Here is a 14815-nt window from a genome sequence, read left to right as displayed (position 1 = left end):
GGTTACACGATCCGGTTGGGGTCGCTGGTGTCCGGCAATTGCCCGTGATACCGAAAAACCAGCTTGAGCAGGCGCACAAACATTCGCGACTGCTTGCGGACATACCATTGGTCGGCGGCGCGGCGGTTCCCGAGGGCGTAGGTTGGGTATGGGTGGATGGTATCGGCCATCTTGCGCAGCGATACCTTGTTCCGCATAGCCAGAGCGAATTCGCCGATCATGTCGCCGGCATGGGCGCCCAGGATGCTGGCACCGTAAATCCTTCCGTCAAACCTTCGCGCCAGCACTTTCAGCATGCCCGTGGTCTCGCGTTCGGTTACGGCGCGGTCGATTTTGCTGAAGGGAAAACGGTAAATCGCGTACCGCTGCTTGCGGTTTTTCAATTCAATTTCAGAAGCGCCCACGTGCGCAAGCTCGGGGTCAGTGAACGTGCACCAGGGAACGTTAACGGTGTCTACCGACATCCGAAGGTGGAGCAGTGCGTTGGTGACGGCCACTTTGGCCATGTGCTCCGACATGTGTGTGAACTGGTAAAGTCCCGTCACATCGCCGCAGGCAAAAATGTTTTCCGCCGAGGTTCGGCAATGGCGGTCCACGGTGATTCCGGCGTTGCTGGCCTGGACGCCGGCAGCTTCCAAACCTAACTCATCGAGATTCGGACAGCGGCCGGCTGCCAGCAGCAGGGCGTCTCCTTCCACGGTTTCCAGCACCCGTGAAGAATCCTTTCTGAAAGTGACGGTGATCCTGCCGCCGTCGCATTCGGCTCGCTCCACAGAGCTTCGCAGCAGAAAACGGATTCCCTCGCCGGCGAGGTGCTCTCGCAGCAGCTCCGAAAGCTCCGCATCGTCGCGAGGCAAAATGTGGTCCTGGGCATCCAGCACAACAATCTCGCTGCCGAAACGGCGGAATGCCTGCGCCATTTCGATTCCAACAGGGCCTGCGCCTATGATCATCATCCTTGCCGGCAGCTTTGAAATCGTGAAGATCGTTTCGCTGGTCAGGTAAGGCGTCTCAGTAAGCCCTTTGATGGGCGGGATGACTGGACGTCCGCCTGTGGCGATCACGAAATAGCGGGATGCCACCTGGCGCCTGCCGCCGCCCTGTCCCAGGACCTCAACCTGTCTCGGGCTGATGAACTGGGCCTTTCCTTCGATAATCGTGATGCCCATTTTCTGATAGAGGGGAGGAGCGTCGGCCTCTTCATAGATCGCGGTTTGAAGTTCGTGAACTTTGTCCATGACCGTCGAAAAGTCAAACTCTGGTTCTGACGCCTTCAGGCCGTAACGGCTGGACGTGCGAATGGCGTTGGCGAGTCCGGCTGTTTTCAGCAGGGCCTTGCTCGGCACGCAACCGGTCCAGGTGCAATCACCGCCAAGCCTGTTCTGTTCAATTAAGGCGGTCTTCGCGCCCAGGGAGGCCGAGATCCCCGCCGCAGTCAGCCCCGCGGCGCCACCGCCAACCACCACCATGTCAAAATCCATCGCCATCTGGGCCTCACGATTCAGAAGACTATGATCTTGGAAACCTCGTGGAAGCATTCAAACCCCGTTTTGAAGACTTATATCATGACTCGTCATCGGATGCGCGGGTGTATCTGAATTGGAGCATCGCACGCGCCGTCGGAGGGCCTCGCGACAGGTTCCGCGCCGGTGCATGAACGCCAAAAGACACATTTTCGAATCTCGCCGAGTTCGCCATGGGGAGATCATTTCAGAAGGGTTCGCCGCTAAGGCAGCGCGAAATAACTTTCTGAAGGGCCTGCCACGGGACATACATGCGCGAACCCATGCGAAGCGAGTACACCTTGCCGGAATCCAGCCAGCGATAAAAAGTAGAGCGGGAAATGTGGCCCCCAGTTCTGCTGCGGAGAATGCGCCACGCTGTCGTAGGAGGCAGAAGCGGCGAGTGCGAGTGGAATTGGTCCGTGTGGCTGGACTCCTGGGGAGCCATCGATCCTTCAAATTTGGAATTGAATGCCATGCGTTAGCACCTCAAATAGAAAAGGCACCGCTTCAACCCGAGCGGTCATTCCGGGGCAGGTTCAGAATTGCAGCCCAATCGGCCAAATCCGGGAATCGCAGATACGTCAGGATGCGCTCCTGCGCCAGGTTGCGCAACTAGCAGAATCCGGAAACCGTGGTTTGGCTACGAAGTTCCGTCGTTCTGAAACCGTTCCCAGATAGCGGCCATCCGGCGGCGATCACGTCTGCGGCTGCCGTCAAACTCTTTTTCGGTGGGCATCATCCTTGCGGGGTCAAGAAGCAGACCCGTGGGCTGGTGGGACCGAAACAGCACCGGCTCTTCCTGTTGGTGCATATGGTAGACACACTTGCCATAACCGGGCGAGGACGCTGGGAAAACGCATCCTTTTTCTGAACAGCGTCCGCCTACAAGTGAGGTGTTCTCAGGCTTTGCGCCGGAACCTGTGCTGAAGCAAAGCCGCTGTTGACAAGCGAGCCGGCTGGGGGGCGCGGAATCTTCCTTTCCTTCAAAGTTGATGGCAGAACGAACGAGGGACTGAAAATGAATATTCCGGTTAGACTCTTTCATCGTACTCCTCCTTGTGTATTGGGTTGAGGTAAGGATCGAGCAATGAATCGTATCGTATAGCTGGTTGCGAGCTGCGAGGCCGGGCGTAGTCAGATGAGTTTTCCGGGCTGCGAGCAGTTTCAGGCGGACAGCAGCGCTTGCAGAAACAGGTAGGCTGAAGAGGCGAAAGGGAACCAGGTCTAACGCAGCATCTCCCAGAGGACTTGTTGTAAGCTGATAAAAACAAAAGAATTGAAGAAGTGGCTCGGGTCTGAAGCGGCTGATAGTGAATAACGGGTTACGTATAAGACAAGTAAACATTTTCGCCCCAAACGTTTGCTTGCTCATTAGCCTAAGCATGTGATACAACTCAGAATTCGCGTGAATTGGTACTGCTCGTAGAGCCCTTTGGGTTGTGGCGGGGGAGCTTCGACGCAGACGGTGACATCCGAACCCCGGTTGTCTGCCCCGTCTCCCCCCTCTACGGCGACATACAATCGCGGCCCAGGCGCAACAAAAAAATATCCGGAAGCAATAAAAAACTTCCGAATTTTCAGTTCTATGCTATACTAGCCTATAACTATAGTCATGTCAAGTGAAAACTAATCAGGAGAAGGTCCTCGATGGCTGAGCTCGATGTATCAAAAGTAATTCGCAGAGTGCGACAGAAGCTTCAGGTAAGCCAGGAGGGATTGTCGCGCCTTCTGAACGCCACGAAGGGGGCTGTCCAGCACTGGGAACGCGGCAGGAACCGTCCGGACCTGGCGCGCCTGATGGCCTTGCGCCAGCTTTGTCCTCCTTCACAGGAGCGCAAGGACCTGGATGCTCTTATCCGGGAATCTCAAGCGCAGGTTTCCCCCTACTCTTCGATCAAAACCGGATTGCGGACGCAGGGCGCCAAGGGAAAAGACCTTGATGAATTGTTTCCGCCGCAGGGACTTGACGTCCTGCGCCGCGAAAATCAGAGGCTGCAGCGGCAGATTGCGAAGATCCAATCGGCCCTGGACCGGAAGAGCCAGCAGGTTCACATCCTTGAGGAGCTTGCCAAGGACCTTCAAGGTCAGATTGCGGGTCTGCAGGCCGGCACGCCGGTTACTTCCACGGCTTCGGCCGAGCAAACGGTCAAGCCGGCGGGCGAGTAGGGCCCCAGTGTCGTTCCCAGGCTGCGGGTCGCGAACGAAGACGCTGCTCTGTCCATCTCAATCTCGGGCAGCGGCAAAAGCGCCGCGGTGGCCATGCTGAGGGAGGAGTCCCACATGCGGTAGCCGAAGCCTCCTTCGAAAAAATTCGTGCAACCCTCCTTCTGTATTCAGAACTTCCCGTAGGCTTGGCGCGGGCGGAAGTTTGGCAGCCATGGGCCGGCTCCATCGACTCATTCGCTCCGGGCATATGCTGCTCCCTTTTTGAAATTCAGGGTTGAAGTGTTCGGCAGCCGAGCCTATAATCAGCGCCAGAATAGCGGCCGTCAAGGCTGGCTTGTCGCATCAACTCAACCGTCTTCTTACACCGCTATCAACATTCCTGCAGAGAGGTCTGACAATGAATAGACATGGTCCTTCTGAATCAGGTTCAGTCTGTCCATGGGTCCCATCCATCTTGCTGATCTTGTGCCTTACGGCGTGCTCTTCCTCCGTCGCGCCCCCAAAGGGCTCCGCGGTGGATTACCAGCAGGCCCAGGTTATGTTCAAGCAGGGCGACCTGGACCGTGCGCTCAGCCTGACTGACGCCATGGCTGCAGACAAGGCGAACACTACCGTTACGCTGGAGGCCCGTGTGCTTCGGGCTGTCATTTACTGCGGACGAATCGATGCTTACCGGCAACTGGCCGATACGTACAAAAAGGGGAGCAATGTCGCGACGAAATCACAAACTGTAACGTCTTATAACCGGCGTCGGAGCAATGCCTTGCAGTACGGCGGCGAAGCCGCTCTCAGTCTTGGGGAAGTCGTCATGCAACTGACTTCCAAGCCTGATTTCCCCAAAGAGTTCACGCTGGATGCGCCATGGCCGGACGTGGAAGGCCCGAAGGTTATCGACGCCTTCGGGCGAATCCAACGGGGGGCCTGGGTCCCTGAGGATGCACAGGATAGCGCCGGGCTCGACGTTCAGCACAAGGCGATCGCCGAGGTTCTGGCGGAACTTCTTGGTGGAGACCGTAGCAATGCCCGCGCTGCGATGGGGGCTGGCCCGGTCAAGTTGAATGGCCTGGACGTCGCTCTCTTTCTTGAAAAGCACATGGTGCATGGACTTGAGTTGTTCGGCCCGAAATACCTTGCCAACCCCGGTCAGTTGAAAACCCTTTGTGACGTTACCGCCCGGCTTGGTCCACCCATCGCGGCAATGCTCAAAGAGAAGCCTGACAAGACGAAAGAAGCGGAATTTAACAAAGCGCAAAAACAGATCAAGGACGCCGGAAAGTATACCTGATTGGCGGCCCAGGCGATGGCGGGTTGCGTGAGGGCATGGGCGGCCAACCCACAAGGCCGATTTGATGTTGGTCCCTCGATCATCCGTACACGGCCGCGCACCAGCAGATCACCGTTCACCAGCGCGTGCAGCCGCCTCCTCAAACTCTGTGATAAATTCTGAGATGGGACAACTGCGATCAGGCGGGCCAGTGGGTACACACTGCCCGCGCGGCCAACCGCTTCCATCTGAATCATTCCCGACAGGAGCATCAGCATGTTTCCATTTCACGGCGTTGACTTCATGGAAATCGACACATTCCTGAGCGACGAAGAAAAGCTGGTTCGCCAGACGGTGCGCGAGTTTGCCGACAAGGAAGTAGTTCCGCACATCGAAGGCTGGTTCCGCGAAGGCAAATTTCCCATGCACCTGGCAGCCGCGCTTGGCGAGATGGGCTTTCTGGGAGCTAACCTCAGCGGGTTCGGCTGCGCGGAGATGTCGAATGTGCAGTACGGACTGGTGATGCAAGAACTCGAGCGCGCCGACAGCGGGCTCCGCAGCTTTGTTTCGGTCCAAAGCGCGCTGGTGATGTATCCCATCCATGCCTTCGGTTCTGAAGAGCAGAAACAGCGATGGCTGCCGGCGTTGCAACAGGGCGAGGCTATCGGATGCTTCGGACTCACGGAGCCGGATTTTGGCTCAAACCCGGCTGGCATGCGCGCCCGCGCCGTGAAGGACGGCGGTGATTTTGTTCTCAACGGTGAGAAGACCTGGATCACCAACGGTTCGATTGCTGATGTTGCCCTGGTCTGGGCGCGGACGCCCGAAGGTGTTCGCGGCTTCCTGGTGGAAAAGGGGATGCCGGGCTATACCGCCAAAGACATTAAAGGCAAGATGTCACTGCGCGCTTCAGTGACGTCGTCACTCTCGCTCGCGGATGTTCGAATCCCTGCGTCGAGCATGCTCCCTGCCGCCACGGGCCTGAAGTCCGCGCTCGATTGCCTGACCCAGGCACGCTACGGAATCGGCTGGGGGGCGGTGGGCTCCGCCATGGCCTGCTATAACGAAGCTCTCGAATACGCCAAGGTGCGCAGGCAGTTCGATGACAAGCCTATCGCCAGGCACCAGTTGGTGCAGGCGCAGATTGCAGAGATGATCACCGAAATCACCAAAGCACAGTTGCTCGCGCTCCACGTCGGCCGATTGAAGGACCTTGGCCGCGCCGACTTCGCCCATATCTCGATGCTGAAGCGCAACAACGTCAAAATCGCACTCGACGTTGCCCGCAGCGCCCGCGACATCCTTGGCGCTAACGGCGTGGCGGACGAGTATCCCGTCTTTCGCCACATGTGCAATCTGGAATCGGTCTTCACTTACGAAGGCACCCACAACATCCACACGCTGATCATCGGCGAGCGCGCCACGGGCATCCCTGCGTATCAGTAAGAAGCGGACGACAGCGCGCGCTTGAGAGGCTGATGAAAGTCTGTTAGTCTTCATTTCAGGAGCCGGGCTTGCGCCGGTTGGGTGCAATCCATGAATCTGCAGCGGACCATTAAAGCCACCATTCGACCTGGGGAAGAATCGGGTTATGTCGCCGAGTGTCTGGAAATTCCAGTCGTTACCCAAGGGCATACCCTCGATGAGGTAACGAGCAACCTCCGCGAAGCAGTGGAACTGCATTTGGAAGGCGAGGTCCTGTCCGAACTGGGGCTTGCCCCCTCACCCACCATCGTTGTGACCTTCGAACTGGAGGCTTATCCGGCCACGGCTTAGGCGGCTCTCCGGCCAGGAAGTCGTTGCCATCATGCGCAGGTTTGGTTTCGCAGTGATTTCCAAAAAGGAAGTCACATCAAGCTGCGCCGTGTTGGGGTCGGTGGCGTAAACGAAACCCTAACCATCCCCAATCACCGCGAACTTGACACCGGAACCTGCCGGGCCATTCTTCGCCAAGTGTCGCGATATGTGCCCGCTTCGGAACTGGCCCCGTTTTTTTACAGCGATTGGGAATGAGCTGGCGGGTGCCCAACTCCGCAGAAAGTGCCCCTCAGCGGTTGACAACTTTCATTCCGCCCTCAGGGTAGCGGTCGCCCGCAGTGACGCCCTTGGGAGCAGCCTCATCGATCCGGCTGAGTTCTTCTGCGGTAAGGTTGATCTCGAGGGCTGCCAGGTTTTCTTCCAGGTGGGCGCGACGGCTGCTACCGGGAATGGGAACCATACCTTCTCCCTGAGCCAGGACCCATGCGAGGGCCAATTGTGCAGGCTTGCAGCCTTTATCCGCCGCCATATCTTCGATCCGATGCACCAGGTCCAGATTGCGCTGGAAATTCTCTCCTTGAAATCGCGGATTGTTGCGCCTCCAGTCGCCCGGCTTAAGATCTCCGAGGCTCCTGAACTTGCCGGTTAGGAAGCCTCGGCCCAGCGGGCTGTAGGGCACAAAGGTAATCCCCAGCTCGCGGCACAGGGGGATGAGTTCATCTTCCGGATCGCGGCTCCACAGCGAGTATTCGGTTTGGAGCGCGCTGATCGGCCATATCCTATGCGCGCGGCGTATCGTGTCAGGCGCAGCCTCTGAAAGTCCAAGACAACGGACTTTGCCGGCTTCCACCAGCCGCGACATGGCGCCCACGGTCTCTTCAATGGGTACGTTGGTGTCGACCCGGTGTTGATAATAGAGATCGATTGTTTCGGTCCCGAGCCGCCCCAGGCTGGCCTCGCACGCCTGCTTCACGTATTCCGGCCGTCCGCTGATTCCGACGAAATTTCCTGTCGGGTCCCGCATGTTGCCGAATTTGGTTGCCAGCACCACCTGGCTGCGACGATCGCGAATGGCCTTGCCCACCAGCTCCTCGTTCTTCCCCTTGCCGTACACGTCTGCCGTATCAAAGAAATTCACCTCGAGGTCCAGAGCGCGATGGATGACGTCAATCGATTCCTGATCATTACGCTCGCCGTAGAATTCCGACATGCCCATGCATCCCAGCCCGAGGGCTGACAATGAAAATGGACTATGACCCAGCTTCCGAAATTGCATTTACTTCCGCCTCCATTTCCGGTTGGTCGGTGAGAGTTCAGGATAGCATCCTGTTTATGGTGCCTCAAGGTTTGTCGATATGCGTTCCGCACAGGGTCCGACATCGAACGCCGAGCTTTTACTCCCGGCCTCCTCTTCTTGTTGCGGAACCCGCGCCCGGTAACATACGTATCAACGAGCAGGCCGCGGCAACTTTCCCCGGTTCCGGTGGGTGCTGTAGAATGCTGTCAAAGAAAGGAGAACAATTTGGCTACTTCGCCCCAACCCACTGTCCCTCCCCGCAAACCAGTGGACAAGCACGTGATCTGGGCGATCCTGCTGGTTATAGCGTTCATCATTGTTTCCGGCATCTTCATGGTCTGGTTCGGTCTGCGCATTGTGTCCCATGCTGTCCGAGTCCGGGTCAACGAGACAGGCGCCGACAGCAGAGTGGCTACGGTCAAGACTCCTATCGGCGAATTCAAGATTACTAAGGCTCCGGCCTCCAGCGACCTCGATCTGGGGCTTCCGGTGTATCCAGGAGCTACGAGGGCTGCGGATTCTAGTGACAACAACTCCTTTTCCCTTAACTTTGACCTCCCTAATGAGGCAAACCTTCGCGTTGCAGCAGCCAAATTCAACACCCCCGACGCGCTGAGCAAGGTCCAGGAATTTTACAGGCAGCAATTGGGCGGCGAAATCACCAGCTTTACCGGGGCCGACCGCAACGGCAAGGTCATCTTCGAGATCAAGCATGGCGAACAGGACAAAGTTGTGACCCTTGCGTCGCGCGGCGGCGGAACCGAGATCCATCTGGTTCGAATCTTTCACGGCCGCGACGAGCCTAACTGATTACGTACGGTTTTCATCCTGCTGAGGATTACAAAATAGGGCGACAAGATCGTTTGTAGCGCCGCCGTCCCGACGGCAATTTTCAGGGCCGGTACCGCTTGGCGGGACCGGCGCTACGGAAGTCCGTCACTCTATTATGCAATCCTCATTAAGCCAAAGCTCTGTCATCCAGAGGGAATGCAATATGCAAGTTCGGCCAACTTCAGGGCCGACCACTTACTGCACGTCTTTCGATCAGCCCTGCCATGCTCTCCTGACCCTCCAAAGCAATAACTTCGGTTTCGCCCGATTCCGGCGCCTCATATGCGCATCACCTCTCCGCAATTCAAAGTTGCCGATATAATGAGGATTTTGAGGAGAGATAAACAGGGGGTACGAATGCAGATTGCATCGTTCAAAAATGAGCCGCTGACTGACTTTAAGGGCAATCCTGAGCAGTTCCGTCAAATGCAGAAAGCTCTGGAAGATGTTAAGAAACGGCTCGGAGCGAAATATCCCGCAGTGGTTGGCCCCGAGCGCATCGAAACAAAAGAAACCTTCCATTCTTATAACCCGTCGGTCAAAGACCAGATTGTGGGGACCTTTCCCAAGGGTGATTCCCGCCTGGCCGCCCTGGCCATTGAAACAGCCGAAAAAGCTTTTGAAACCTGGAGTCGCACATCGGCGGAAACGCGTGTAAGGCTGCTGGCCTCCGTGGCCGGCATCCTCCGTGACCGGAAGTTTCATTTTGCCGCCTGGATGGTCTATGAGGTTGGCAAGTCGTGGGCCGAAGCTGATGCTGATGTGGCAGAAGCCATCGATTTTTGCGAGTTCTATGCTCGGGAGATGCTGCGCCTGGCTGGCCCCCAGCCGGTTACACCGGTGTCCGGGGAACGCAACCGCCTGGAGTACATCCCGCTGGGTGTCGGTATCGTTATTCCTCCATGGAATTTTCCCCTGGCAATTCTGGTCGGAATGACCACGGCCTCGATTGTGACGGGCAATACCGTTGTGCTGAAGCCCTCGAGCGATTCGCCCACGATCGCCTACAAATTTTTTGAAGCGTTGGAAGAAGCCGGCCTGCCCGCCGGCATGGTGAATTTTCTTCCCGGTCCCGGCTCTGCCGTTGGTGATGCCCTGGTGGCGCATCCGCGCACGCGGTATGTCGCCTTCACCGGATCGAAGGAAGTGGGCCTGCACATCAATGAGCTCGCAGCCAAGCCGCGGCCCGGTCAGATCTGGATCAAACGTGTCATCGCCGAAATGGGCGGCAAGGACTCGATTATTGTGGACAGCGAAACAGACCTTGATTCGGCTGTCGATGGGGTAACAGCCTCGGCTTTTGGTTATCAAGGACAGAAATGCTCCGCCTGTTCGCGCGCTATTGTCGTTGAGGCAGTTTATGAGCCATTCCTCAAAAAGCTCAAGGCACGGGTTGAAGCCATCAAAGTGGGCGACCCCTTGGATGCTGAAACTTACATGGGCCCAGTGATTAACAGCCGCGCCAAAGAATCCATCCTGCAGTACATCAAAATCGGAACGAACGAAGGCCGGCTGATCGCAGGGGGCAGGGAAACGCCCGGCAATGGCCATTTCGTTGCTCCCACCGTGGTTGCCGATGTTCCTCCTGACGCCAGGTTGTCGCAGGAGGAGGTTTTTGGTCCGGTGCTGGCCGTCCTGAAAGCCGCGGACTTTGACGACGCTCTGCAGATTGCCAATAACACCGAGTACGGCCTGACGGGTGCCGTATACACCGCGAACCGGGCGAAGATTGACAAGGCCGCCGGGAGTTTCCACGTGGGCAATCTCTACTTCAACCGCAAGTGCACCGGAGCTCTGGTGGGCGCGCATCCCTTCGGCGGGTTCAACATGTCGGGCACGGATTCCAAGGCCGGCGGGCGAGACTATTTGTTGCTGTTCACTCAAGCCAAGTCCATCTCTGAAAAAGACGGTTAGTGGCCGGCCCCGACCGCCATACCCGGGCAATTTGTGACTGACCATTTTCCTCGGGACACCATCTGCCCGCCGGTGATGCCATCAAGGCGCCTCCAGCGGCGTCTCTAAAGTCATTTGGATTTGGCAACGTTCGAGCTTGAGCCCGGCAGATCGATTCCGAAGTCCCAAACGGCGATGTTGAGTTTCTCCTGTAGCATTTCCCCAAGCGCATACTCGCCGGAATCGAGCGGCTGTGTGGGCTTCAGTTCAAAGACGCCGGCCGCCAGTTGTTTGCGATCGAGCGGGATGTCCGTTCTTTTTTCCCCTGACTTACCCAGACCGATTCCGGACTGAATCTTTTCAACCACCCGGGAGTCTTTTTTCTGAGTCAGAGGAAACATCTGGGCGCGCATGGGCCAGTTTTCGGTGTCCTGAATATAAAAGACCGGGTCGGCTGACGTAATCCTGACGGCGGCCTTAGGACCAGGCAGCATCACCAGGGCCTGCTTTTTCAAGAGCGGCCCGGGCATCACCATGATCAGGGCAATGCGCTTCTTGTCAGTCACCACGTGTCCCGGTTCCTGAATCAATCGAATCACCCTTGCACCGTCATAGGCATATACGCCCGCATCGCCTGGCAGGCGGACGTCCGGCTTGATCTGGTAGCCGCTATCTACAGGAATTTCCAGCCGCTGGCTCTGCAACTCCTCGGCTGATTTCAATTGTTTCGCCTGCTCGGCTTTTGTTTCTGTTTTGGCGCGTTCAGTCGCCTCAAAATCCACCATCGCCTTGGGCATCTCCTGCCAGTCCGAGCTTTCCAGGTCGTAGTAACGGACGCGGTCGCCCTCCACCTCGTAGCTCTTCACCAGGACGTAGCTGCCATCCTTCAGGAACAGCTTGATGGCTGCCCGCAGTTGCAGCGGGCCCAGAACCAGCGCCGCCAGCGCCATCACCGCCAGCGTCCGAAATGCTCCTCCGCGCATCCTGCACCTCATCTGCTTAGATGTTAGCGCGCCCCGCCCCGCCGTATCAAACGCTGGGCTACCGACCATGAGCGAACCAGTTTGCGCCGAGAGGTTCTCGGGTGTAGATTCTCTTCAGTGCAACGTGTAGTCTGTCGTCACACCAAACCCAACATAAGGAGATGAATACCTTGAATCGCACAGCTGAACTAGAAAAGCTGTTTGAATGCTGGCAGAAAAGCAATAACGAGCTTGCACAAGGGTTTTCGCCAGACGGAATAGTCGATGAATCCATGTATGACCGGGCGAAATTGCGAATACTTTTTGTACTTAAAGAGCCCAATGGTCACAGCGACGACATGCGGTGCCATGCAAGGCACGCCGAACGGACCCTACGCGAGTCTGGTAGGCACAGATATGCGACATGGCGAAATCTTGCCCGATGGAGCCATGGGTTGCTTTTTGATCACCCTCAGTTCAGCGAGATGGAAAAAGGATTTAGGTCCTCTGGGGGTCTCCTCTCTATTGCGATTATCAATCTTAAGAAGACAAGAGGGGAAAGCAAAACCAGGCCCCGAGAATTGAGCGCATTCGTGGCTAACCCCATCAACAAAGCGATGCTTCGTCAGGAAATGGAAATCATCGACCCTACGGTTATCATCTGCTGCGGTCGCCAGTCTGTAGGGGAATTGGTCAAGGAAATCGTTGCTCCAGAATCCAAATGGTCTCCACTCGAGAATGGCCTTCTTTGCTTCGAATGGAGGCGTAGTGCTGCCCTCTCATTCTGGCACCCTGCGGCAAGAGCGAAGACAGCGTCTCTTTATTCAAGTCTAATTGAAGGCGTAGAGCAGGTTTTACCACGTTCAGATCACGTTTGCTGAGAGGATATTTCTGCTCCGCGCATCTTCTCTTGTCAAAAGCCCGCCAGGCTGCTAAAAAGGCGGCTATGTCAAAGCACATTTCGGTGCCAGGCGGGAAGGGCCCCGCGCGCCTGGAATAGCTTGTATGGCGACGGGCCACAGTTCCACGGAGAGGGCACCCATGCACAGACGGAATTTCCTGCGCAACACAGCGGCTGGTCTCGGCAGCATGCTGGCTGCGGAGATACCATCCCCTGCAGAAGGAACCCTATTGGCGCCACAAGAAGAAGTCTCCGTCTCCAGGCGGCCCGGCATGACCTTTACCACGGGCTTTGAAGGCGGGAGTCTGGGCAAAGTTATCCGTGTCACGGACACCTACACTCGATGCATCCTGCTCGGAGAAGTCGACCAGCTTGGCCGGAACCGGCAGGTCAGTTGGTATTACTTCCGGATTGACGGCGCCCCGGATTCAGAATTGACCATCGAGTTCACAGACCTTGCCGGAGAGTACAATTTTCGTCCCGGTAACCACGCCGTCACGCCCGATACGCTCCCCGTTTACAGCTACGACGGGCGGCACTGGACGCACGTGGCCAAAGAGAACTGGCACGCCGCTGCGGGCAGCATGCGGCTCCGAATCAAGCCTGCAAAACCCCGCCTGTGGATCGCCCACATCACGCCCTATACCAACCGGCACCTCGCTCGATTGCTGGGAGAGATCAGGAGCGCGCCCGCGCTCGAATACCAGGCGATCGGCAAGTCCGTCCAGGGCCGCGACATCCCATTGCTGACCATCACCGACCCCGGTGCCGGCCAGATGCAGAAAAAAGTGGTGTGGCTGATGTTCCGGCAGCACGCCTGGGAAGCTGGATCGTCCTGGGCGGGCGAGGGCGCCATCCGGTTCCTGCTGTCGCCGGACCCCATCGCAGCTCGAATTCGCAGGGAAACCATCTTTAAAATCCTCCCCATGCAAGACCCTGACGGCGTCTTCCGCGGCGGCGTGCGCTTTAATGCCTACGGGTATGACCTCAACCGTAACTGGGACACGCACGACCCCGTGAAAATGCCGGAGATTACGGCGGCGCGCAGCGCTATTTTGAACTGGGCAGACCATGGCGGCAGAATCGACTTTTTCCTCTCGCTCCATAATGATGAAACGAACGAATACCTGATCGGCCCGCCTTCCGCAACATTCCGGCCTCTGGGGCAAAAGGTGTTTGAAGAGCTTATGCAAACAACGACATTTGACCCCAGCCACGATTACGAAGAGGACCCCGGAAAGGTCACTCCGCTCGAGCCCGGCAGAATGGACGTGGCCCAAGCCCTCTATTACCAGCACTCCCTCCCGGCATTCCTGATGGAGCAGCGGATCGCCCGTGTCGGAAAGTTGAGCCGGTGCCCGACAATCGATGACCGGATGGAATTCGGCAAAGGCTTGGTCAAAGCTATCTGGGCTGCCCTGAGGTAGTCCATGTCGCGCAGGAAAAGGCGCGACGGTTTCATCCTGCCAGGTGCAGGCTGGGTATTTACGCGATTATACTAGCCGACACAAGTCAAGCAAATTCGGCGGTGGGCTTCCCTTTTTGGGCAGGTGTTAGCTTAGGCCGCGATCGATGCCGGAATTCGAGCGGCGCACTCCTCTTGCCTGGTTGCGATTGGCGTGGTATGGATTTCGAGTCACACTTAAAAATATGAAAATCGGCGAACGAGGACAAGTGACCATCCCGAAGGCTATTCGCAAGAAGTTCAGGCTCCGCCCGGCCACGGAAGTGGAGTTTGAAGTGGTGAGGGACATCATCGTGCTGCGGAAGAGGACACCTGGGCTCACCAGGGATAGCCCGCCGCTTCCCACACCGCCTGAAGCACCGACACCACCGCCGGGCCATAACTCGGCGAGCGAGGCCGGCGGCGGTCCTGCCGCACCCGGCTGGGCGGAGGCCCGTTCAGCATCCGGATGGCGTACTTCCGGTGGTAGCCCGTGTTGGCACAAAATTCGTTCAAGATCACCTGCTTCAGCTTTCGGTCCGCTCTGCGATAGCGGCCGTAGATCGAAAGAAAATACTCCCGTCTCGAGTGACGACTCATGGCAACCCTCCTCCATCTCCCTGGATTCGGGTTACACCTAAAACGGCGCGACGGGCCCTATCAAGCCATTTAAGAAAGTAACTTTGGGTTGTACATGTCGCGCCATCTAAAATGTAACCGAGCTTTGAGACGAATTTGGAGCTTTGGGGCTGAGGCGTCGGTCGGCCAGGGCGTGAATCTGCTCCAGTTTGCGA

General features: G+C 57.2%; 15 protein-coding genes. 9 read left to right on the top strand and 6 right to left on the bottom strand.

The features are described 5' to 3' along the window. Positions 1-2: 2 nt before the first annotated feature. The 3 genes from VFQ24_00785 to VFQ24_00775 form a co-directional block, all read right to left on the bottom strand. Positions 3-1487: an NAD(P)/FAD-dependent oxidoreductase gene (locus VFQ24_00785; GenBank protein HET9176876.1), complete on the bottom strand. Its 1485-nt coding sequence runs from the start codon at positions 1485-1487 to the stop codon at positions 3-5. Between the two features lie 223 nt (positions 1488-1710). After that, a complete protein-coding gene (locus VFQ24_00780) occupies positions 1711-1980 on the bottom strand; it encodes a hypothetical protein (GenBank protein HET9176875.1) in 270 nt (89 codons plus the stop codon). A 165-nt stretch (positions 1981-2145) separates the two neighbouring features. After that, on the bottom strand, positions 2146-2295 hold the full coding sequence (locus VFQ24_00775) for a hypothetical protein (GenBank protein HET9176874.1): 150 nt from the start codon (positions 2293-2295) through the stop codon (positions 2146-2148). Between the two features lie 857 nt (positions 2296-3152). Between VFQ24_00775 and VFQ24_00770 the strand changes: the two genes are divergently transcribed. The 5 genes from VFQ24_00770 (at position 3153) to VFQ24_00750 (ending at position 6948) form a co-directional block, all read left to right on the top strand. Beyond that, entirely contained in the window at positions 3153-3671 is a 519-nt protein-coding gene (locus VFQ24_00770; GenBank protein HET9176873.1) for a helix-turn-helix domain-containing protein, read from the top strand. 538 nt (positions 3672-4209) lie between these two features. Further along, positions 4210-4956, top strand: a complete 747-nt coding sequence (locus VFQ24_00765; protein HET9176872.1) for a hypothetical protein — start codon at positions 4210-4212, stop codon at positions 4954-4956. Positions 4957-5211: 255 nt separating this feature from the next. Then, complete coding sequence (locus tag VFQ24_00760; GenBank protein ID HET9176871.1) at positions 5212-6381, top strand: acyl-CoA dehydrogenase family protein; 1170 nt, start codon at positions 5212-5214, stop codon at positions 6379-6381. A gap of 90 nt (positions 6382-6471) precedes the next feature. Further along, a complete protein-coding gene (locus tag VFQ24_00755; GenBank protein HET9176870.1) occupies positions 6472-6711 on the top strand; it encodes a type II toxin-antitoxin system HicB family antitoxin in 240 nt (79 codons plus the stop codon). Between the two features lie 75 nt (positions 6712-6786). Next, positions 6787-6948, top strand: coding sequence for a type II toxin-antitoxin system HicA family toxin (locus tag VFQ24_00750; protein HET9176869.1), 162 nt, complete (start codon positions 6787-6789; stop codon positions 6946-6948). Positions 6949-6982: 34 nt separating this feature from the next. Here the strand turns inward: VFQ24_00750 and VFQ24_00745 are convergent, their stop codons facing one another. After that, positions 6983-7969, bottom strand: a complete 987-nt coding sequence (locus VFQ24_00745; protein ID HET9176868.1) for an aldo/keto reductase — start codon at positions 7967-7969, stop codon at positions 6983-6985. 246 nt (positions 7970-8215) lie between these two features. Here VFQ24_00745 and VFQ24_00740 point away from each other — a divergent pair, with 246 nt between their 5' ends. Then, positions 8216-8800 carry a hypothetical protein gene (locus VFQ24_00740; protein HET9176867.1) on the top strand — a complete coding sequence of 195 codons (585 nt, stop codon included), beginning with the start codon at positions 8216-8218 and terminating at the stop codon, positions 8798-8800. Between the two features lie 378 nt (positions 8801-9178). After that, positions 9179-10735 carry an L-glutamate gamma-semialdehyde dehydrogenase gene (gene pruA / locus VFQ24_00735; protein HET9176866.1) on the top strand — a complete coding sequence of 519 codons (1557 nt, stop codon included), beginning with the start codon at positions 9179-9181 and terminating at the stop codon, positions 10733-10735. A 110-nt stretch (positions 10736-10845) separates the two neighbouring features. Here the strand turns inward: pruA and VFQ24_00730 are convergent, their stop codons facing one another. After that, on the bottom strand, positions 10846-11697 hold the full coding sequence (locus VFQ24_00730; protein ID HET9176865.1) for a hypothetical protein: 852 nt from the start codon (positions 11695-11697) through the stop codon (positions 10846-10848). Positions 11698-11867: 170 nt separating this feature from the next. Here VFQ24_00730 and VFQ24_00725 point away from each other — a divergent pair, with 170 nt between their 5' ends. Both VFQ24_00725 and VFQ24_00720 read left to right on the top strand, forming a co-directional pair. Beyond that, the gene (locus VFQ24_00725; protein HET9176864.1) at positions 11868-12557 is read left to right on the top strand and encodes a hypothetical protein; all 690 of its coding nucleotides are present in this window, start codon (positions 11868-11870) and stop codon (positions 12555-12557) included. 160 nt (positions 12558-12717) lie between these two features. Then, the gene (locus VFQ24_00720; GenBank protein HET9176863.1) at positions 12718-14004 is read left to right on the top strand and encodes a M14-type cytosolic carboxypeptidase; all 1287 of its coding nucleotides are present in this window, start codon (positions 12718-12720) and stop codon (positions 14002-14004) included. 356 nt (positions 14005-14360) lie between these two features. Here the strand turns inward: VFQ24_00720 and VFQ24_00715 are convergent, their stop codons facing one another. Then, complete coding sequence (locus tag VFQ24_00715; GenBank protein HET9176862.1) at positions 14361-14621, bottom strand: hypothetical protein; 261 nt, start codon at positions 14619-14621, stop codon at positions 14361-14363. Positions 14622-14815: the final 194 nt, after the last annotated feature.

Source organism: Terriglobia bacterium (assembly GCA_035712365.1).
Classification (GTDB): Bacteria; Acidobacteriota; Terriglobia; order UBA7540; family UBA7540; genus SCRD01.
Note: the sequence above shows the minus strand (reverse complement) of the source record. Positions and strands in the feature narration are given on the sequence as shown.

Excerpts from the sequence above, each read along its gene's own strand:
- VFQ24_00785 (HET9176876.1), bottom strand. The coding sequence starts at position 1,487 with ATGGCGATGGATTTTGACATGGTGGTGGTTGGCGGTGGCGCCGCGGGG.
- VFQ24_00780 (HET9176875.1), bottom strand. The coding sequence starts at position 1,980 with ATGGCATTCAATTCCAAATTTGAAGGATCGATGGCTCCCCAGGAGTCC.
- VFQ24_00770 (HET9176873.1), top strand. The coding sequence starts at position 3,153 with ATGGCTGAGCTCGATGTATCAAAAGTAATTCGCAGAGTGCGACAGAAG.
- VFQ24_00765 (HET9176872.1), top strand. The coding sequence starts at position 4,210 with ATGTTCAAGCAGGGCGACCTGGACCGTGCGCTCAGCCTGACTGACGCC.
- VFQ24_00760 (HET9176871.1), top strand. The coding sequence starts at position 5,212 with ATGTTTCCATTTCACGGCGTTGACTTCATGGAAATCGACACATTCCTG.
- VFQ24_00755 (HET9176870.1), top strand. The coding sequence starts at position 6,472 with ATGAATCTGCAGCGGACCATTAAAGCCACCATTCGACCTGGGGAAGAA.
- VFQ24_00745 (HET9176868.1), bottom strand. The coding sequence starts at position 7,969 with ATGCAATTTCGGAAGCTGGGTCATAGTCCATTTTCATTGTCAGCCCTC.
- pruA (HET9176866.1), top strand. The coding sequence starts at position 9,179 with ATGCAGATTGCATCGTTCAAAAATGAGCCGCTGACTGACTTTAAGGGC.
- VFQ24_00730 (HET9176865.1), bottom strand. The coding sequence starts at position 11,697 with ATGCGCGGAGGAGCATTTCGGACGCTGGCGGTGATGGCGCTGGCGGCG.
- VFQ24_00720 (HET9176863.1), top strand. The coding sequence starts at position 12,718 with ATGCACAGACGGAATTTCCTGCGCAACACAGCGGCTGGTCTCGGCAGC.
- VFQ24_00715 (HET9176862.1), bottom strand. The coding sequence starts at position 14,621 with ATGAGTCGTCACTCGAGACGGGAGTATTTTCTTTCGATCTACGGCCGC.